Below are 19145 nucleotides of genomic sequence, written 5' to 3'. Positions count from 1 at the left end.
CGTGCAGTATGCCGCACCTGCGGTCGATCGGGCCTCTTCATCACCGCACCTGCTGATCGGAGTCCCCGGCGACGATCCCTCGCCACCCCCTCCGCGCCCCCTCCCGATAGTCCGTATCGATCGGCGCCACCCGCGGCCCTCGGGAGGCGCCGATTGATACGGACTACCGAGGGGTGGGGAGAATGAGGGGCGTGAGTGAGCAGCCCAGTCGGTACACACGGTCGTTCGGCGGCATGACGGGTGCGCTGATCGTCACGGTGCTCGTGGTCGTGGCGTACGTCGCCTGGCGCGGGCTGTTCCGCGGCGACGCCGAGGTGGAGGTGCAGCCGGTCGACTGGCAGGCCAGCGTCGGCCTGGCCGAGCAGGCCGACTTCGCGGTCGTGCACCCGAGCGAGCTCCCCGCCGGCTGGACCGCCACCAGCGTCGACCTCGCGGCGGGCGACGACCCGCGGTGGGGGCTCGGCGTGCTCACCGACGACGGGAAGTTCATCGGCATCCGCCAGGAGCAGACGTCGTCGGTCGACGACCTCGTGGAGACCTACGTCGACGAGAAGGCCGAGCAGGGCGACGACGCCGACCTCGCGTCAGGGGTCACCGACACCTGGCAGACCTGGTCGGACGACGGCGGCGACCACGGCTTCTCCACCGAGCTCGACGACGAGGCACTGCTGGTCTACGGGTCGGCGCCGGTCGCCGACCTCGAGGCCTACGTGGGACTGCTGACCCGCTGAGGGGGTCTCGAGGAGGGACGTCGTCCCTCCTCCTCGACCGGCGGTGGTCAGGACTCGTCGTCGGGGCCGATCGCCTCGTCGAGGCGACGCCGGGCTCCGTCGAGCCACTCCTGGCAGAGCCTGGCGAGGGCCTCGCCGCGCTCCCACAGGGCGAGCGACTCCTCGAGGGTCGTGCCGCCGGCCTCGAGGGTGCGGACCACCTCGACGAGCTCCTCGCGCGCCTCCTCGTAGCTCGGCTGCTGGGTGGTGGCGTCACTCATCGTGGTCCTCCTCGACGTCGTGCGGCTCGATGCCGCTGGTGGTGGCGTGGATGCGGCCGTCGGCCACGCGGACCGACACGACGTCGCCGACGGCGGCCTGCGCGACCGACGTCAGGACGTGGCCGTCGGCGTCCTGGAGCACCGCGTAGCCGCGCTGCAGGGTGGCCAGCGGCGACAGCGCCTGGGCGCGGGCACGCTGGTGGCCGATGTCGTCGGCGGCCCGGTCGAGGCGGTGGGACAGGGTGCGTCGTGCCCGGGCGAGCAGGGCGTCGAGCTCGTCGGTGCGGGCGTCGAGCAGGGTGCGCGGGTCGGCCAGCGCGGGCCGCGAGCGCAGCTGGAGCAGCCAGTCCCGCTCCCGGGCGATCCGCTGGGTGATCACCTGGCGCAGCCGGTCGCGCGCCCACGCGACGCCGTGGACCTCCTCGGCCATGTCGGGCACGACCAGCTTGGCGGCGTCGGTGGGCGTCGAGGCGCGGACGTCGGCGACCAGGTCGAGGAGCGGCTGGTCGGGCTCGTGGCCGATGGCCGACACCACCGGCGTGCGCAGGGCGTGGACGGCCCGGATGAGCGCCTCGTCGGAGAACGGCAGCAGGTCCTCGATCGACCCGCCGCCGCGCGCCACCACGATGACGTCGACGTCGGGGTGGCGCTCGAGGCGGTCGAGCGCCTCGATCACCTCGGCCGCCGAGCGCTGCCCCTGCATGGCGGCGTAGGCCACCTCGAACTGCACGGCCGGCCAGCGGCGACGCGCGTTCTCCAGCACGTCGCGCTCCGCGGCGCTGTTGGGCGCGGTGACCAGCCCGACGCGGGTGGGCAGGAACGGCAGGTCGCGCTTGAGCTCGGCGGCGAAGAGCCCCTCCGCGGCGAGGAGCTGGCGGCGGCGCTCGAGGCGGGCGAGCAGCTCGCCGAGGCCGACCATCCGGATCTCGCGGGCGGCCAGCGAGAACGAGCCGCGGTTGGCGTAGAAGCTGGGGCGGGCGTGGACGACGACGCTGGCGCCCTCGACGAGCGGCGGGTTCATCGAGTCGAGCAGCGCGCGCGGGCAGGTGAGGGTCACCGAGATGTCGGCGACCGTGTCGCGCAGGGTCATGAAGACGGTCTGCATGCCGGGACGGCGGGTGACCTGCGCGAGCTGGCCCTCGACCCACACGCCGCCGAGCCGGTCGATCCACTGCGCGACCGCGTTGGCGACGGCCCGCACCGGGGCCGGGGACTCGGCCGTGGCGTCGCGGAGTGAGGGCACGCGGCGAGGATAGGGGAGGGGGCGGACACCCCCGTAGACTCGGACCCATGAGCACCGACCTCGGCCTGCCACCGGTCCTCGACCCCGAGACCGCCAAGAACGTCCTGCTGGCGGCCCCCCGCGGCTACTGCGCCGGCGTGGACCGGGCCGTGATCACGGTCGAGAAGGCGCTCGACCTCTACGGCGCGCCGGTCTACGTCCGCAAGCAGATCGTGCACAACAAGCACGTCGTGGCCAACCTCGAGTCGCGCGGGGCGATCTTCGTCGAGGAGCTCGACGAGGTGCCCGAGGGCCGGACCGTGGTGTTCTCCGCCCACGGTGTCTCCCCGGCCGTGCACGCCCAGGCCGCCGAGCGCGGCCTCAAGACCATCGACGCGACCTGCCCGCTGGTGACGAAGGTCCACCACGAGGCCAAGCGCTTCGCCGGCGACGACTACGACATCCTGCTGATCGGCCACGCCGGGCACGAGGAGGTCGAGGGCACCGCGGGCGAGGCGCCGGACCACATCCAGCTCGTCGAGAGCCCCGCCGACGTCGCCCGCATCGAGGTGCGCGACCCGGCCAAGGTCGCGTGGCTCTCCCAGACCACGCTGAGCGTCGACGAGACCCTCGAGACCGTCGCCGCGATCCGCGAGAAGTTCCCGCTCCTGCTCGACCCGCCGAGCGACGACATCTGCTACGCCACCCAGAACCGCCAGCTCGCGATCAAGGAGATCTCGGCCGAGGCGGACCTGGTGATCGTGGTCGGCTCGCGCAACTCGTCGAACTCGGTGCGCCTGGTCGAGGTCGCCCTCGAGGCCGGCGCCAAGGCGTCCTACCTCGTCGACGACCACACCGAGATCGACGAGGCCTGGCTCGAGGGGGTCGACACAGTGTCCGTGACGTCGGGCGCGTCGGTGCCGGAGGACCTGGTCGAGGGCGTGCTCGCGTTCCTGTCCGAGCGCGGCTACCCCGACGCGCGCGCGGTCCACTCCGCCGAGGAGTCGCTGATCTTCGCGCTGCCGCCCGAGCTGCGCCGTGACCTGCGCGCGGCGCAGCAGGCCTGAGGCTCCCGATGGCCCGCTTCCTCGACATCCACCCGGACAACCCGCAGGGCCGCCTGGTCACGCAGGTGGTGGAGGCGTTGCGCGACGACGCCCTGATCGCGTACCCGACCGACTCCGGCTACGCCCTCGGCGCCCAGCTCGGCAACCGCGACGGCCGCGACCGGATCCTGCGGATCCGCGAGCTCGACGACCGGCACCACTTCACCTTGATGTGCAAGGACTTCTCCCAGCTCGGGCAGTTCGTCCACGTCGACAACCACGCGTTCCGGGCGATCAAGGCCGCGACCCCGGGGCCGTACACCTTCATCCTCCCCGCCACCGGCGAGGTCCCGAAGCGGCTGATGCACCCCAAGAAGCGCACGGTCGGCGTCCGGATCCCCGACCACGTCCTGGTCTGCGCGCTGCTCGAGGAGATCGGCGAGCCGATCCTGACCAGCACCCTGATCCTGCCCGGCGAGACCGAGGCGCGGACCATGGGCTGGGAGATCAAGGAGGAGCTCGACCACGTCGTCGACATCGTGATCGAGTCGGGCGAGGTGACCGCCGAGCCCACCTCGGTCATCGACTGGTCCGAGGCCGAGCCGGTGGTCGTGCGCCGCGGCGCCGGCGACGTGTCCCGCTTCGAGGACTGAGCGGAAGCGTCGGCTCGGGTCAGGGGGTCTGGCCGAGCTCGCGGCTGAGCTCGGCGCCCAGGTTGCCGCCGCGGCGCAGCCGCCACACCAGCCAGCCCAGGCAGAGCGCGTAGCCGACGAACAGGGCGAGGCCGTGGGTCGCGACCCCGGAGACCACGGCCTGCAGCAGGCTGTCGCCGGAGTCGGCGACGACGTCGCGGGCGACCACCGCGAGGAACGCGACCACCGTCGCCATCAGCAGCGGCGGCAGGAACGCGACCAGGAAGAAGTCGCGGCGGCGCACGAGCGCCGCCAGCAGCAGGCACGAGGCCATGAAGCACAGGTCGAAGAACAGCGTGAGCCGACCCACGAGCAGCACGTCGACGGCGACGGCGGTCAGGCAGACCGCGATGCCCAGCACGACGACCTGGCGGCCGGGCTCCTGCCCGGCCTGCCAGTACGGCTCGGCGTGCGTCACGGCCACAACCTAGGACCGCCGTCAGGCGCCCTCGGCGCGGCGCGCCGGGGGAGCGGGCTGCTGGTCCTCGAGCAGGTCGTCGATGGTCGGGTCGCCGCGACCGAGGTCGGCGAGCGCCGAGGCGTCGAGTGAGGCGTCGAGTGAGGCGTCGGGCGCGAGCTCGGGCGCGGCCAGCGACCGCGGCACCGTCTCGACCTGACGGGGCGGCTCGAGGCCCTCGGACGTCACGCCCAGCTCGGAGAAGCGGCGCGCCGAGACCAGCACGCGGCCCTCGAGCGACCCCATCGCCTGGTTGTAGGCGACGACGCTGGCGTTGAGCGAGCGCCCGACGCGGTCGAGGTGGCCGGCCATCGAGCCGAGCCGGGCGTGCAGCTCCTGGCCGAGGCGCTGCACCCGCTCGGCCTGGGCGTTGAGCACCTCGTGCTGCCAGCCCTGCGCGACGGTGCGCAGCAGCGCGATCAGCGTGGACGGGGTGGCGAGCACGACGTTGCGTGCCGTCGCCTGCTCGACGAGGTCGGGCACCGCCTGGAGCGCGGCCTGCAGGATCGCCTCGCCCGGCAGGAACAGCACCACGAACTCGGGCGTGCTCGACAGCGCCTCCCAGTAGCGCCGGGACCCGAGGTCGGCGACGTGCGTGCGGACGTGCTGGCCGAGGCGAGCCAGGGCACGGTCGTGCTCCTCGGGGTCGTCGGCCGAGGTCAGGTCGAGGAACGCCGCGAGCGGCGCCTTGGCGTCGACCGCGATGGTCCGCCCGCCCGCGAGGGAGACGACCAGGTCGGGGCGCAGCCGGCCGTCGTCGACGCGGACCTGCTCGGCGAAGTCGCAGTGGTCGACGAGTCCGGCGAGCTCGACGGTGCGGCGCAGGTGGAGCTCGCCCCACTGCCCGCGGACCTGCGGCTTGCGCAGCGCCGTGGCGAGGGTGGCGGTCTCGCGGCGCAGGGTGTCGGTGGAGTGGCGCATGTCGGCCACCTGCTGGTTGAGCTGGGACTGCCACGCGACCCGGTCGTGGGCGAGGTCGCTGAGCTGGTCCTGGAGCCGGTCGAGGCCGTCGCGCACGACGGCCTGGTCGGCCGCGCGCTGCTGGAGGGCCGCGAGGGCGGGGTCGTCGGCGGGGCGTGCGCGTGACCAGAGCACGCCGATCAGCGCCCCGAGCGCGAGGCCGACGGCGAGGACCAGCGCCAGGGTGAGCAGCAGGGGGAAGGTGTCCATGGGGCCAGCATGGAGGCACGCACCGACATCGAGGGTGCACCATCGTCCGGTGACCACCACGACGCCCTCCAGCGGCACCGGGCCCGACCTCGCCCCGCCGCAGCGGCTGCACTGGGCCTGGGTGGTGGCCGCGACCGCGTTCGTGACGCTGGTCGGCGCCGCCGCCTTCCGCTCCGTGCCGGGCGTCCTCGTCGAGCCGCTGCACGACGAGTTCGGCTGGTCGCACGGGCTGATCGGGTCCGCGGTGTCGGTCAACCTGATGCTCTTCGGGCTGATCTCGCCGTTCGCCGCCGCGCTCATGGACCGCTTCGGCGTCCGGCCGGTCGTGACGTTCGCGCTGCTCATGGTCGCGGTCGGCAGCGGGCTCACCGTCTTCATGACGCAGCCGTGGCAGCTGGTGGCCTGCTGGGGCCTGCTCGTCGGGATCGGCACGGGCTCGATGTCGATGGCCTTCGTCGCGACGATCACCAGCCGCTGGTTCGTCGCGCGCCGCGGCCTGGTCAGCGGCATCCTCACCGCCGGCAACGCCACCGGCCAGCTGGTCTTCCTCCCGGTCGTGGCGTGGCTCGCGACCCACCACGGCTGGCGCACCGCCGCGCTGGTCGCGGCGGGTGCGGCGCTCGCCGTCGTGCCGCTCGTGCTGCTCCTGCTGCGCAACCACCCGGCCGACCTCGGGATCCGGGCCTACGGCGCGACCGACGCCGACCCCGGTCCGCCACCGCACCAGCAGGTCGGCTCCAGCGCGGGACGCGCCGTGTCGGTGCTCCTCGAGGCCGCGCGCAGCCGCACCTTCTGGCTGCTGGCCGGCGGCTTCGCGATCTGCGGGATGACCACCAACGGCCTGATCGCCACCCACTTCGTCCCGGCGGCGCACGACCACGGGATGCCGGCCACGACGGCCGCGTCGCTGCTGGCCGTCGTCGGCGTCTTCGACGTGGTCGGCACGGTCGCGTCGGGCTGGCTCACCGACAAGGTCGACCCGCGGCTGCTGCTGGTCGGCTACTACGCGCTGCGCGGCGTCGGCCTGATGACGCTGCCGGCGCTGATATCGCCGCACGTCGAGCCGAGCATGTGGGTCTTCATCGTCGTCTACGGCCTCGACTGGGTCGCGACGGTGCCGCCGACCGTGGCGATCTGCCGCGAGTGGTTCGGCGCCGCGACCGGACCGATCGTCTTCGGCTGGGTGTTCGCCAGCCACCAGGTCGGCGCCGCGCTCGCGGCCTCCGGCGCCGGGATCGTCCGCGACCTCACCGGCGACTACGACCCGGCGTTCTACGCCGCGGCCGTGCTGTGCGCGGTCGCCGCGGTGATGTCGTACGCCATCCGGCGCAGGCCGGCCGTGCCGGTCAGCTGAGGTCGACCACGACCGGCGCGTGGTCCGACGGCGACCCGCTGCCCTGGGCGGGGTCGCGCTCGTCGCGGTCGACGAACGCGCCGGTGACGCGGGAGGCGAGCGTGGGCGAGCCGAGGACGAAGTCGATCTTGAGCCCGCGGTCGCGCTCGAAGCGCTGGCGGTAGTAGTCCCAGTAGGTGTAGCCGGGCGCGTGCGCGCGCGTCGTCTCGGCCCAGCCGTCGTCGAGGAAGGCCTGGAAGGCGGCGCGCTCGGGCGGCGTGACGTGGGTCGACTTCGCGAACTGGGTGACGTCGAAGACGTCGTCGTCGGTCGGGCAGATGTTCCAGTCGCCGACCAGTGCCGTGGGGGCGTCGAGCCAGCCGCCGGCCGCCTCCCGGAGCCGGGCGAGCCACTCCAGCTTGTAGACGTAGTGCGGGTCGTCGGGCTTGCGGCCGTTGGGGACGTAGAGCGACCAGACCCGCACGCCGCCGCAGGTCGCGCCGATCGCACGCGCCTCGGCCGCGGCCGGGTCGCCGTAGGGCGGCATCCCGGGGAAGCCCACCTCGACGTCCTCCAGCCCGACGCGGGAGCAGATCGCGACGCCGTTCCACTGGTTGACACCGGCCACCGCGACCTCGTAGCCCAGCGCCTGCAGCCCCATCAGCGGCAGCTGCTCCTCGCGCGCCTTGGTCTCCTGCAGGGCGAGGACGTCGACCTCGTGGCGCTGGAGGAAGGCCTCGACACGGTCGATGCGGGAGCGGAGGGAGTTGACGTTCCAGGTCGCGATGCGCACCGGCCCAGCCTAGGGACCGTCCACAGGCGATCGGACGAAGGGACTGACTTCGCAGCCGGGAGCCGGTAGCGTCGAGGAAGGCGAGCGCCCCCTCTGTCCCGAGCGGAGTGGGCGCTCGTGCCGTGTGCCCCGCGCGGTCGTGGGCTACCCGGGGGTAACGTCGTCCCGTGCCTGCCCAGCCCTCCACCGTCCTCTCCGCGCGCGACCTGCAGTTCCTGCTCTTCGAGTGGCTCGACGTCGAGTCCCTGAGCGAGCGGCCCCGCTTCGCCGAGCACGACCGCGAGTCCTACGACGCCCTTCTCGAGCTGTGCGAGCAGCTCGCCACCGAGCACTTCGCGCCGCACTACCGCAAGAGCGACACCGAGGAGCCGACCTTCGACGGCGACAAGGTCACCCTGATCCCCGAGATCGGCGCCGCGCTGCAGCAGTTCGCGAAGGCCGACCTGCTCGGTCTGACGCTGGACGCCGAGCGCGGCGGCCACCAGGTCCCGCAGACGGTGGCCGCCGCCTGCATGGCGTGGTTCACCGCCGCCAACATCGGCACCGCGGCGTACTCCTTCCTCACCGTCGCCAACGCCGGGCTGCTGCTCGCCCACGGCACGCCCGAGCAGGTCGAGCGCTACGCAGCGCCGATGCTCGAGGGCCGGTTCTTCGGCACCATGACGCTCTCGGAGCCGCACGCCGGCTCGAGCCTCGGCGACGTGGTGACCCGGGCGGTCCCCGCCGACGACGGCACCTACCGGATCTTCGGCAACAAGATGTGGATCTCCGGCGGCGACCACGAGATGGGCGAGAATATCGTCCACCTGGTCCTGGCCAAGCTCCCCGACGCTCCGGCCGGCACCCGCGGCATCTCGCTGTTCATCGTGCCCAAGCACCTGGTCGGCGAGGACGGCTCGATCGGCGAGCGCAACGACGTCACCCTCGCCGGCATCAACCACAAGCTGGGCTCGCGCGGCACCGTCAACACCGCGCCGGTCTTCGGCAGCGGCGCCCACACGCCCGGCGGCGCCGCGGGCGCGGTCGGCTACCTCGTCGGCGAGCCCCACCGGGGCCTGTCCTACATGTTCCACATGATGAACGCCGCGCGCCTCGGCGTCGGGATGTCCGCCACCACCACCGCCTACACGGCCTACCTGAAGTCCCTGGCGTACGCCCGGGAGCGGCCGCAGGGCCGTCGCCTGGCCGGTGGCGACCCGGCCGGCCCGCAGGTCCCGATCATCGAGCACGCCGACGTGCGCCGGATGCTGCTCGCGCAGAAGTCCTACGTCGAGGGCGCGCTCGCGCTCAACCTCTACTGCTCGCGGCTGCTCGACCTGCAGGCGAGCGCCGTCGACGACGACGAGCGGGTCGAGGCGAGCCGGCTGCTCGACGTGCTGACGCCGATCGCGAAGTCGTGGCCCTCGCAGTGGGGCCAGGAGAGCAACAGCCTCGCCATCCAGGTGCTCGGCGGTGCGGGCTACACCCGCGACCACGACCTCGAGGCCCACTGGCGCGACCAGCGGCTCAACCCGATCCACGAGGGCACCCACGGCATCCAGGCGCTCGACCTGCTCGGCCGCAAGGTCCTCGGCGGGGGCGGGGCCGCGCTGATGGCGCTCGCCGCCCGGATCGGCGACACGGTCGAGCGGGCCACCGCGCTCGGGGGCGAGGCGGCCGGGCACGCCGCCGCGCTGAAGGCGTCGGTCGACCGGCTCGGGGAGGTCACGATGGCGCTCGCCGGCCTCGGCGACGCCGACCGCACGATGGCGAACGCGACCGTCTACCTCGAGGCCGCCGGTCACGTCGTCGTGGCGTGGATGTGGCTCGAACAGCTCGTCGCGGTGGGGGAGCGGCAGGGCGACTTCTACGACGGCAAGCGGGCCGCCGCGCGGTACTTCTTCCGCTGGGAGCTGCCCAAGGTGGGGCCGATGCTCGACCTGCTCGCCTCCGGTGACACGACCACGCTGGAGATGCGCGCCGACTGGTTCTAGGCGGTCGGCACCGCGGCGGGTCGGTCGACGAAGGCGTCGAGCAGGCCGGGCGTCGCCCGGTCGGCCAGCGCGACGGCGACCCCGAGGTCGACGTCGCGCACGAGCACGCGCTCGTGGCCCGCGGCCGTGGTGGCGACGAGGTCGACCAGCCCGGCGCGGCGCTGCCACCACGACTGGTCGAGCACCCAGCCGATGATGCCGTCGGTCTCCAGGACCGTGCGGATCCGCGCGAGGTCGCCGCGACCGGCGACGAGGTGGCGCTCGTCGAGGGCGTGCCCGAGGTGCCGGTAGGACGCCTCGCCGACCAGGGCGCCGAGCGCCGTGGTGACCACGCCGACGACGGCGACCCACTCCCACGCCACGTCGAGGACGTACGCCGCGACGGCGGCCGCCGCGGTCAGGACCAGGGCGACCCGCACCTTGCGCAGCCAGGCGCGGCGGCGGGCGGCCGGACCGTGCGCGACGAGCGGGACCGCGAGCGGCGCGGGGGTGGCGAGCACCGCGCCGCCGACGCCGGTGGCGACCTCGCGCGGGCAGGGCGGCAGGACCTGGGTCACGCCGTTCTCCACGCCCGTGGCCAGGGTCGACAGCTCCGCGCCGCCGACCAGGCGCATCAGCACCGGCTCGACGAGCTCGACGCCGCGGACCTTCGCCTCCTCGACCGTCGTCGAGCGCGTGGTGAAGAGCCCGGCGGTGAGGTGCAGAGAGCCGTGCTCGCGGACCAGCAGGAAGCGCCACCACTGGACCACGTAGCCGCCGACCGAGATGGCGATCCAGGCGGCCAGGGCGCCCACCGAGAGCACCAGCGCGACCGCGACCACGGCGAACTGGGTGATCCACTGCCACGCCGAGGTCGCGGTGTCCTCGTCCCAGATCGGCAGGTCGTCGGCGAACTGGGAGAACGCGCCGAGCGCGCCGGCGACGATGACGAGGCGACCCAGGCTGAACGGCGCGAAGCGCAGCCAGGACCAGTCGATCCGAGCCAGGGCCTGCGGTGGGACGGGCGCGGGCGGCGGGGGTGCGTGGACCTCGCCCGGCGCGACGTCGCCGTCCGCCCCCTCGCCGACGGGCGGCCCGCCGATGACCGGCGCGGTCGTGGCCCGTCGCCGCAGGAGGGTCTCCCGCAGCGCGTGGGCGTCGGCGGCCGCGAGTGCGTCGAGGGTGATCCGGTCGTCGTCGACGCCGGTCCCGACCTCGACCTTCTGCAGCCCGAGCAGCCGGTGGAGCAGCGAGGCCTCGAGGTCGACGCTGCGGACCCTGTCGAGCGGCGCGGTCGAGGTCTTCTTGTTGAGCACGCCGCTGCGGACCTGGATCTGGGTGTCGGTCAGGCGGTAGTGCGTGGTCAGCCACGGCAGTGCGCCGAGCACCACGGGGCCGAGCACGGCCAGCGGGAAGATGATCGGCCAGTACGCCGGGTCGCTGCGGCTCACGCCGACGAGCGCGACGACCACCGGCACCAGGGCCTGGCGCAGCGCCTTGACCGGGTCGAGGAGGAGCTTGCGCGGACTGAGCCTGACCCAGCCGTCGCCGGGCGGCGCGATCACGTGGCGTCGCCCTCGGAGGCGGCCGTGATCGCGGTGAGCCGCCCCACGACGTCGCGCGCGACGTCCGCGTCGAGGCAGGCGATGGTGATCGGGCCGGCGGCGGACGCAGTGGTGACGGTGATCGAGGCGAGCCCGAACAGCCGCATCAACGCGCCCTGGCGCGAGTCGACCGTCTGCACGCGGCTGATCGGCGCGATCCGGCTCTCCCGGCCCAGCCACCCCTCCCGGGTGTGCACGGCCGTGTCGCTGACCTCCCACCGGTGCACCCGGAAGCGGATCCGCGGCATCACGACGACGTGGGCCGCCTCCACGACGGCGAGCAGCCCGACGAGCGGCCAGACCCACCACGGCAGGTCGGGGAGCACCAGCACGGCCACCACCGCAGCGACCACGATCGCGAGGTCGGCCAGGAGCGCGGACACCCGCCAGTAGGCGACCGCCCGGGGCGAGACCTGGTGTGCGGGAGCGCGCAGGGCGGGCGTCGCCCCCATGGTGTGCATGGTCCGAGTCTTGCAGGTCGGGCCGACGCCGAGGCAGTCGCCGGGCGGTCGCGCCGCCGTGGCCGAGCCTGCCGGGAAAGTTGTGCAGAAAGGGACGTGTCCGATTACCGGTCGATCATCTGCATGTTCGTGCAGTGCACACTCCTGACCCTGCCGAGCCCTTCCGCGTCGCGGTCTAGACCGGGTTTGGTGGAGGGGCAAGGAGCAATCCGTATCCAACCGGAAGAAGAGAGACACCCATGCTGAAGAGCAGGATCAGTCGGATCACCACCGCAACCCTGGCGGCGGCCGCCCTCGCCGCCTCGATGGCTCCGGCCGCCAACGCTGCCACCGCGCAGGACAACGTGCCGAGCTTCGAGGAGTTCCGGGCATCGACCCTGCGTGACGTGGGCGGCCAGTACGTCGTGAACGGTGACGAGACCATCCCGACCCTGAAGGCGCTGCGCGCCTACTACGACACGATGGTCGGCTCCAGCGACAGCAACAGCGGCAACACCTCGCTCGTCGTCAACACCGTCAACGGTGCCGACGACAAGTGGTCGTCGACGGCCGCGCGCAACCTGACCTACTGCGTGAGCAACTCCTTCGGCGCCGACAAGTCCGCGATCGTCTCGGCGATGCAGTCCGGTGCCGCCCAGTGGGAGGCCGCCTCGAGCGGGGTGAACTTCACCTACGTCAGCAGCGCCGACTCCAGCTGCACGACCTCCAACAGCTCCGTGGTCTTCTCGGTCGAGCCGACCACCACCACGTCCTACATCGCCCGCGCGTTCTTCCCCAGCAGCCCCGACAGCCAGCGCAACGTGCTGGTCAACGCGTACTCGCTGCAGAACTCCGGCTCCTGGACGCCGTCGAACATCCTGGCCCACGAGCTCGGCCACACGCTGGGCTTCCGCCACGAGCACACCCGGCCCGAGGCCGGCACCTGCTTCGAGGACAACAACTGGCGCCCGCTGACGCCGTACGACTCCTCCTCGATCATGCACTACCCGCAGTGCAACGGCTCGTCGAGCGACCTCTCGATGACCGCCACCGACCGTGCGGGCGTGGCGTCGCTCTACGGTTCCTGACCCAGCACGCCTGAGGAGGGCCCGGCCGTGACGGCCGGGCCCTCCTCGCGTTTCGCCGGGCGGGTGGGCGCCGCCGTAGACTCCCCGCCCGTGGCTCTCACCATCGGCATCGTCGGACTCCCCAACGCGGGCAAGTCGACCCTCTTCAACGCACTGACCAAGAACGACGTCCTCGCGGCGAACTACCCGTTCGCGACGATCGAGCCCAACGTCGGCGTCGTGGGGGTTCCGGACGAGCGGCTCGCGAAGCTGGCCGAGGTCTTCGAGTCCGCCAAGCTGCTGCCCGCCACCGTCGAGTTCGTCGACATCGCGGGCATCGTGCGCGGCGCCTCGCAGGGCGAGGGCCTGGGCAACAAGTTCCTCGCCCACATCCGTGAGTCGGCGGCGATCTGCCAGGTCACCCGCGTCTTCCGCGACGAGGACGTCACCCACGTCGACGGCGAGGTCAACCCCGCCAACGACATCTCGACCATCCAGACCGAGCTGATCCTGGCCGACCTCGAGACCGTCGAGAAGGCGATCGCACGGCTGGAGAAGGAGTCGCGCAAGGTCAAGGACCTCGTCGCCAACCTCGAGGCCGCGAAGGAGGCGAAGGACGCGCTCGAGTCGGGCACCCCGATCATCGCGACGTCCATCGACCGCGGCCTGCTGCGCGAGCTCTCGCTGCTGACCGCCAAGCCCTTCATCTACGTCTTCAACTGCGACGCCGACGAGCTCGCCGACGAGGACCTCAAGCAGCGGATGCGCGAGATCGTCGCGCCCGCCGAGGCGATCTTCCTCGACGCGAAGTTCGAGGCCGACCTCGCCGAGATGGACGACGACACCCTGGCCCACGAGATGCTCGCCGAGATGGGCGTCACCGAGTCCGGCCTCGACCAGCTCGCGCGCGTCGGCTTCGACACCCTCGGACTGCAGACCTACCTGACCGCGGGCCCCAAGGAGACGCGAGCCTGGACGATCAGGAAGGGCGCCACCGCCCCGGAGGCGGCCGGCGTCATCCACACCGACTTCCAGAAGGGCTTCATCAAGGCCGAGGTCGTCTCCTTCGACGACCTGATGTCCGCCGGCACCATGCTCAAGGCCCGCGAGGCCGGCAAGGTGCGCATGGAGGGCAAGGACTACGTGATGGCCGACGGCGACGTCGTGGAGTTCCGCTTCAACGTCTGACGCTTCGACATTCCCGCAGGTCAGAAGGCGCTTGGGGTCCCGTCATGTGCGTTCTGCCCTCACAGTGCCCTCACCGGAACGAGCGACTTCGTCGAACAGGTGCGCCGCGGCGTCCCTCACGCGGTCCTCGGCGGTGGGCAACAGATGGGCGTAGCGCTCATGCTGTCGGTCGGTCCCGGGATTGCGGCACCGAGCCCGCCAGGCGTCTGCGCGTCGGCTGATCCCCTCAGCCATCTCGTGACCCGATCTGCGCTGCGATGGAAGCCATGTCGCTCCTCTCCGAATCAATCTCGTCACTAACGCGCGCGCCTCCCATCGCGCAGAGGGATACACGCGGTCAGGTGGCCGCGTGCCACCCCGTCGACGTCGCGCTGGAGCCCAGAGGCACTGCCTCCCATCGCGCAGAGGACTACACGCGGTCAGGTGGCCGCGTGCCACCCCGTCGACGTCGCGCTGGAGCCCAAAGGCACTACCGACTCAATTCGCGGCTCGAGGCACGCGTGAACGAGAGGCTAAGCGCATACACGCCATGGAGCCCGCCTCAGCAGTCCAAGCGGTAACGCGCCTTTTGACGCCATCGAAGTCGCGCTCACACGCGTCGCCGAGCCGTGCCTCCTCGTAATCGTGGAACTCTGTGTGGACCTGGGCAACTACCAGAAGGTCGCGGAGGCCACGTGGCTATCGAAGTCGAGGGTCGCGCAGCTGTGTCGCGAGGCGGGGAGGCGGGGCCTGTTACAGCGCGATCGAGTGTGCTCGAACCCCCTCCGGACGCCGAAAATTGGGGAAGATGACAGACGTGGTGGCTACACTCGCTAGCCTCCTGCTCCGCTGGCTACCTGCGGCGGACGACGGAAGGTGTGGGGGATGCCGGGAGCCGTAGATCGAACGAGCCAGAAGGCGGCCAGGATCGTCAAGGTCGACCTGCCCGCTGAGATCTTCGACGTCGAGGTCAACATCCCCCTGATCCACCAGGTCGTCGTGGCCCAGCAGGCCGCTGCGCGTCAGGGCACCCACGCCACCAAGACCCGCGGCGAGGTCCGCGGCGGTGGCCGCAAGCCCTACAAGCAGAAGGGCACCGGCCGCGCCCGCCAGGGCTCGACCCGCGCCCCGCAGTTCGCCGGCGGTGGCACCGTCCACGGCCCGCAGCCGCGCGACTACTCGCAGCGCACCCCCAAGAAGATGAAGGCCGCCGCCCTGCGCGGTGCCCTCTCCGACCGGGCCCGCAACGGCCGCGTGCACGTCGTCGACTCGCTGGTGTCGGGTGACAAGCCCTCCACCAAGGGTGCGCTCGCCGCGCTGACGTCGCTGACCGACCGCGTGGGCTACCTCGTGGTGCTCGAGCGCTCCGACGCCCTCACCTGGCTCTCGCTGCGCAACGCTCCCGAGGTCCACATCGTCGCCGTCGACCAGCTCAACACCTACGACGTGCTGGCCGCCGACGACGTGGTCTTCACCAAGGGTGCCTACGACGAATTCGTCGGTGCACGGCGCCCGGTTAAGAACAGACAAGCCAATGAAGCGACAAGAGGCGAAAAGACTTCCGGCTCCCATGCGCCACAAAACGACGCATCTTCCGCTCCATCGGCGGGCGTGGCGACCGTTCCCGAGGACGAAGAACTGGTAGGAACTGGTACCGGACAGACCTCTGATCGAAGCCAACGACTTGATGACGCTCACGAAGCGGCGAGGCAGCAGATGGAGACGCAGAGCTATCGCAGTACTGACCCCAACATCGACGGCTGGTCCATCTCTTCAGAGGACACCGAGTTCGTCGCGATCGAACGTCACCGGGACCACGTCTTGGTCACCTGGCCTTCAACCCTAACGGCTGAAGCCGCAGTGCGACTGCTGCGGCGTATCGCCCCGTCTCCGCAGGCAGCCTACGCGGAGGCTCGCGACGGTTACGTCGCCTTCGACGAACCCGGCGTCAAAGTCGACTGGAAGCGAATCGCGAAGCTCGACGAGCTCCAGTTCCTTCGCGTCGACGTTGGTGCGGAGATCCTCGTCTGGAAGGGTCCGCCTGACGATGATCTGCAAGACAACCGATTCCAGGTCATCGAGCCGAGCGTTGAGTCTTCGCGCCTATTGAAGCTCATTCACGACACCACAGACCGAGACGTCGTGTCGCTACTGCAGACCTACCTCAACGGAAAGTTCGACTTCGAGCCGCTCAATGCGGCCGGCTGACGTAGCTGCAACCTTCCAGTACCCTGCTCCGGCTAGGCATCACCTGACGGCACTACCAAGCCAGGAGTAGAAGTTGGCGACCGTGACCATCCCGGCGGTTGGAGTCGAGGTCACCACCGACCTTGCTTTCCATCCCCAGCTCGGCGATCCAGTCCAGGCTGTGTCTGCAGCGGGGCCCATGTCGGCCACGGCGCTCGCCCTCGCGGACAACGTCTACCACCGGATCAACCCGTACTTCATCCGTCCCTCACACCTCACCGACACGGTCGAGATCTCGTACGACTGTGAGCACCGGCCCTCGAACTCGGTTATGTACTCCGAGAACGGAACCGCGCCCACCGTGAAGTGGAGCGGAAAGACCGAGGTCGACTCCACCCGTACGCGCAGCAAGAACGACACGATCGAGGCTTCGCTACATCGCAAGATCACTGCGACCGAAGTGCCGCCCCAGGCGGTGTCGCGCACGATCGTGTGTAAGTTCGGAGCTGTGAAGTATTTCGACACCCGAACCCAGGCGTGGGTAAAGATGTCGACGGCGACAGGCGCTCCGCCGAGCTGTCAGGTCACGTTCGACCTGCACCCGTAGGGACGCCATGTATCTCGCCTTTCCGTTCGTGCTTGGGTTCCTGCTGATAGCGGCGCAGCCTCTCCTCGATGATGCCTGCGAATGCGTCCTTGAACGGCTGCAATACGACTGGCGGGCCATCGAGGCTGCGAAGTGGACGGGGGCGACAGCAGCCTTCCTGCCGGCGGCCGTGCTCACTGCGTATGGAGCCTTGGTGATCATGTCGGACGAAGGCGGGTCCAACGTCGCCCCTGGTCTTCTCCTCTGGTCAACTGGTCTGCTGGTCCTTGCCATGATTCTGTTTCTCTACGCCGTAGTTCACAGCGGCCCGGCGGTGGCATGGCAGTGGGGGCCAACAGCCAAGTTCCAGTACACCTTCCTGCAGTTGGTTCTGGCAGGGCTGAACGTGGTCGGCGTCGGCTTCGCTGTCTGGTACCGCTAGCGAACGTCTCGCTCGCTGAGCCGTGGGCGGAGCCACCCGAGTGCCAACCGCAGTGGTTGGCCACAGGCAGGCGATATGTCACCGCGAGGCCTCTCTCGCAGCGCCGGCGCGGCAGCGGAGTCTTCGTCCGTCCGCGAAACGGGTGGCCGCCCTCTGTGGTGGGTCACCGGTCACCGGTGTCCGGCGACCGCGTCCAACGTGTCGAGCCAGAACTGCTGAGGGTCATCCATCGCGCGGCTGCGTGAAGACCTCAGGTAGTGCTGCCCCGTAGCGCCTTGACCGATGGCAACCGCGTGAAGAAGCACCCGTAGCTTGTGCACGTAGTCGGCGCGAGCATCGGCAAGCCCCGCCTGAACGAGCGGACTCATTCCCTGCTGCCGGTCCACACGAGCCGCCATCGCCGACGCAACGACGCCGATGAAGTAGAAGTTTCGGTCTGGGCTGTGGTCCTTTCGCACACGCACGTGGCCCCTGGCATCAAAGAACCCCGCGAGCTCATCGAGAGCCTTGTTCAATGCCTGCCGGGTCTCGACCACCCCGGCATGCGGACCCGTTATCCCGTCAGCCCGCATCTGTTCGGCGAGCTGCTCCTGGTGTGCGAGGTTCAACGAGGCTTGACTGGCCGCTCTGAGTGCAAGCGAGTCGCGTGCGTTCGAGTACAACGCGATGACGTCGCGCAGCGTCTCGCCGACCTCCCAGGCCTCGTCGTAGGCACCACTCGTGAGGCCCAGCTCGTCCACGAACACCGGGCGAAGGATGGCGTGTACGCGTGCGTGAGGAGTTTCAGTGTCGACGTATATCGTGGAGGGTGCCAGTGCGCTCGCGGCCGGCTCGATCCGGCCGTAGAACGTGTCGACATGAGGCTCAGTCAACAGGTTGTGTGCCAAGTCGAACCGGCCGGCGGCAGCAGCGGCTGTCAGCCCGGCCGACTGCAGCAGGCATGCTGGAATGTTGGGTGCACGCAGCGAGCGCGTGGCGCCGCTGCCGCGAACCGGTGTCGCCCACCGTTCGATGGCGGGCATCCACCACCCATCGGTCACCTCGTTGCCCCAGTAGGCGCAGGTCGCAACGAGTGCCGCACTGACCATCGCCGCTTCCTCAATGCGCGCCTGCAGCTGCTCAGGGGTCTGGCCGTCCATCGGTCGGCCTGGATCGCTACGGTTCATCTCAGGCAGCTCATCGACTCGCGCAACCTCGGCATGGAAGCGGTCATGGATCTCGATAGCGGTGCGGTCACCGCGCAATTCTCTCTTCGCAGTCGCAACAGCGACCGGCACCGTCAACGGGTGACGCGCGCCCCGCAACGTGAGCGCATCAACCGTGTCAGCCAGCTGAGCCAAGAACGAGTCGGCCGTGTCCTCGACCAGCACGTACCCCTTGTTGACGCGAAGTTGTTCAGCGCGTTCACCGAGGCGGCCCGGCTCTACCCAGTAGCCCGTCGCATGCGGGTTGACGCTTCGCGCGATCGCCGCACATAGCTGCGGGTCGTAGACGGCCGACCAGCCGATCGCGACCACGCCGTAATCGCGGAACAACTGATCCAGGAGTCTGTCCATGCGTGTGTCGTACTCAGCCAGCTCGGTCTCGGTATTCAGCATCGACAACGGAGTCAGGTAGTCACCGTGAAGGTGGATGACGAGCGCACGGTGCGTATGGAGCGGGGCAAGCCCCACGACGTCGTCCGGCGTCGACACCACCGTTGGCTCGATGCCCACCTCTTGCAAGGCCTGCTCGACGAGCCGGTCGAAGTTCAACGTCACGATGATGCGCACGTGACCCGCCGCCACGAGACGAGCGATACTCCGATGCCCCGCCGATGGCCGCTTGACGCCCCGCTCGCGCTCCTCATCGTCTGGCTGGAAAAAGTCACGCAAAATCTGCTGCCGCTCGGTCGGCGTACGCGCCAGCTCCTCGAGCAGATGGTCGTAACGCGCCGCGTGACCGTACGTCTCGGAGTACCACTCCATCAGGTCCTCAGGCTCCGCCCTAGCGCGTT

18 protein-coding genes are annotated in these 19145 nt (G+C 70.7%); 10 read left to right on the top strand and 8 right to left on the bottom strand.

Annotated elements, in window-relative coordinates:
- Positions 1–191 precede the first annotated feature (191 nt).
- Entirely contained in the window at positions 192–731 is a 540-nt protein-coding gene (locus tag LN652_RS08210) for a DUF4245 family protein (protein WP_230444177.1), read from the top strand.
- Between the two features lie 47 nt (positions 732–778).
- On the opposite strand, the gene LN652_RS08205 is transcribed toward LN652_RS08210, so the two are convergent.
- Together LN652_RS08205 and xseA are read right to left on the bottom strand one after the other, a co-directional pair.
- Positions 779–991: an exodeoxyribonuclease VII small subunit gene (locus LN652_RS08205; RefSeq protein WP_230444176.1), complete on the bottom strand. Its 213-nt coding sequence runs from the start codon at positions 989–991 to the stop codon at positions 779–781.
- Positions 984–2234: an exodeoxyribonuclease VII large subunit gene (gene xseA, locus LN652_RS08200; RefSeq protein WP_230444175.1), complete on the bottom strand. Its 1251-nt coding sequence runs from the start codon at positions 2232–2234 to the stop codon at positions 984–986. The genes LN652_RS08205 and xseA overlap by 8 nt, the downstream gene beginning before the upstream one ends.
- 47 nt (positions 2235–2281) lie before the next feature.
- Here xseA and LN652_RS08195 point away from each other — a divergent pair, with 47 nt between their 5' ends.
- Positions 2282–3280, top strand: coding sequence for a 4-hydroxy-3-methylbut-2-enyl diphosphate reductase (locus tag LN652_RS08195; protein WP_230444174.1), 999 nt, complete (start codon positions 2282–2284; stop codon positions 3278–3280).
- Between the two features lie 8 nt (positions 3281–3288).
- Positions 3289–3912, top strand: coding sequence for an L-threonylcarbamoyladenylate synthase (locus tag LN652_RS08190; RefSeq protein ID WP_230444173.1), 624 nt, complete (start codon positions 3289–3291; stop codon positions 3910–3912).
- Positions 3913–3931: 19 nt separating this feature from the next.
- Here LN652_RS08190 and LN652_RS08185 read toward each other — a convergent pair whose 3' ends face one another.
- Entirely contained in the window at positions 3932–4369 is a 438-nt protein-coding gene (locus tag LN652_RS08185; protein WP_230444172.1) for a DUF6542 domain-containing protein, read from the bottom strand.
- A 21-nt stretch (positions 4370–4390) separates the two neighbouring features.
- The gene (locus LN652_RS08180) at positions 4391–5578 is read right to left on the bottom strand and encodes a DNA recombination protein RmuC (RefSeq protein ID WP_230444171.1); all 1188 of its coding nucleotides are present in this window, start codon (positions 5576–5578) and stop codon (positions 4391–4393) included.
- A 49-nt stretch (positions 5579–5627) separates the two neighbouring features.
- Between LN652_RS08180 and LN652_RS08175 the strand changes: the two genes are divergently transcribed.
- Entirely contained in the window at positions 5628–6932 is a 1305-nt protein-coding gene (locus tag LN652_RS08175) for an MFS transporter (protein WP_230444170.1), read from the top strand.
- Here LN652_RS08175 and LN652_RS08170 read toward each other — a convergent pair.
- Positions 6925–7704 carry an exodeoxyribonuclease III gene (locus LN652_RS08170; RefSeq protein WP_230444169.1) on the bottom strand — a complete coding sequence of 260 codons (780 nt, stop codon included), beginning with the start codon at positions 7702–7704 and terminating at the stop codon, positions 6925–6927. The genes LN652_RS08175 and LN652_RS08170 overlap by 8 nt on opposite strands.
- A 167-nt stretch (positions 7705–7871) precedes the next feature.
- Here LN652_RS08170 and LN652_RS08165 point away from each other — a divergent pair, with 167 nt between their 5' ends.
- Positions 7872–9677, top strand: a complete 1806-nt coding sequence (locus LN652_RS08165; protein WP_230444168.1) for an acyl-CoA dehydrogenase — start codon at positions 7872–7874, stop codon at positions 9675–9677.
- Here LN652_RS08165 and LN652_RS08160 read toward each other — a convergent pair.
- Together LN652_RS08160 and LN652_RS08155 are read right to left on the bottom strand one after the other, a co-directional pair.
- Entirely contained in the window at positions 9674–11221 is a 1548-nt protein-coding gene (locus tag LN652_RS08160; RefSeq protein ID WP_230444167.1) for a PH domain-containing protein, read from the bottom strand. The two genes, LN652_RS08165 and LN652_RS08160, sit on opposite strands and share 4 nt — an antisense overlap.
- Entirely contained in the window at positions 11218–11721 is a 504-nt protein-coding gene (locus tag LN652_RS08155) for a PH domain-containing protein (RefSeq protein ID WP_230444166.1), read from the bottom strand. Before LN652_RS08155 ends, LN652_RS08160 begins: the two co-directional genes overlap by 4 nt.
- Before the next feature lie 239 nt (positions 11722–11960).
- Between LN652_RS08155 and LN652_RS08150 the strand changes: the two genes are divergently transcribed.
- The 5 genes from LN652_RS08150 (at position 11961) to LN652_RS08130 (ending at position 17149) form a co-directional block, all read left to right on the top strand.
- Entirely contained in the window at positions 11961–12788 is an 828-nt protein-coding gene (locus LN652_RS08150; protein WP_230444165.1) for a M57 family metalloprotease, read from the top strand.
- Positions 12789–12878: 90 nt separating this feature from the next.
- Positions 12879–13955, top strand: a complete 1077-nt coding sequence (gene ychF / locus LN652_RS08145) for a redox-regulated ATPase YchF (protein ID WP_230444164.1) — start codon at positions 12879–12881, stop codon at positions 13953–13955.
- Positions 13956–14819: 864 nt separating this feature from the next.
- Positions 14820–16142, top strand: a complete 1323-nt coding sequence (gene rplD / locus LN652_RS22235) for a 50S ribosomal protein L4 (RefSeq protein WP_456238079.1) — start codon at positions 14820–14822, stop codon at positions 16140–16142.
- A 73-nt stretch (positions 16143–16215) separates the two neighbouring features.
- Entirely contained in the window at positions 16216–16728 is a 513-nt protein-coding gene (locus LN652_RS08135; protein ID WP_230444163.1) for a hypothetical protein, read from the top strand.
- 7 nt (positions 16729–16735) lie between these two features.
- A complete protein-coding gene (locus LN652_RS08130) occupies positions 16736–17149 on the top strand; it encodes a hypothetical protein (protein ID WP_230444162.1) in 414 nt (137 codons plus the stop codon).
- A 170-nt stretch (positions 17150–17319) separates the two neighbouring features.
- Here LN652_RS08130 and LN652_RS08125 read toward each other — a convergent pair whose 3' ends face one another.
- Positions 17320–19116, bottom strand: a complete 1797-nt coding sequence (locus tag LN652_RS08125; RefSeq protein WP_230444161.1) for an SIR2 family NAD-dependent protein deacylase — start codon at positions 19114–19116, stop codon at positions 17320–17322.
- Positions 19117–19145: the final 29 nt, after the last annotated feature.

The sequence above is a fragment of the Nocardioides okcheonensis genome (assembly GCF_020991065.1).
GTDB classification, from domain to species: Bacteria; Actinomycetota; Actinomycetes; order Propionibacteriales; family Nocardioidaceae; genus Nocardioides; species Nocardioides okcheonensis.
The sequence above is the reverse complement of the archived record's forward strand: the minus strand, read 5'-3'. Positions and strand labels throughout refer to the sequence as shown.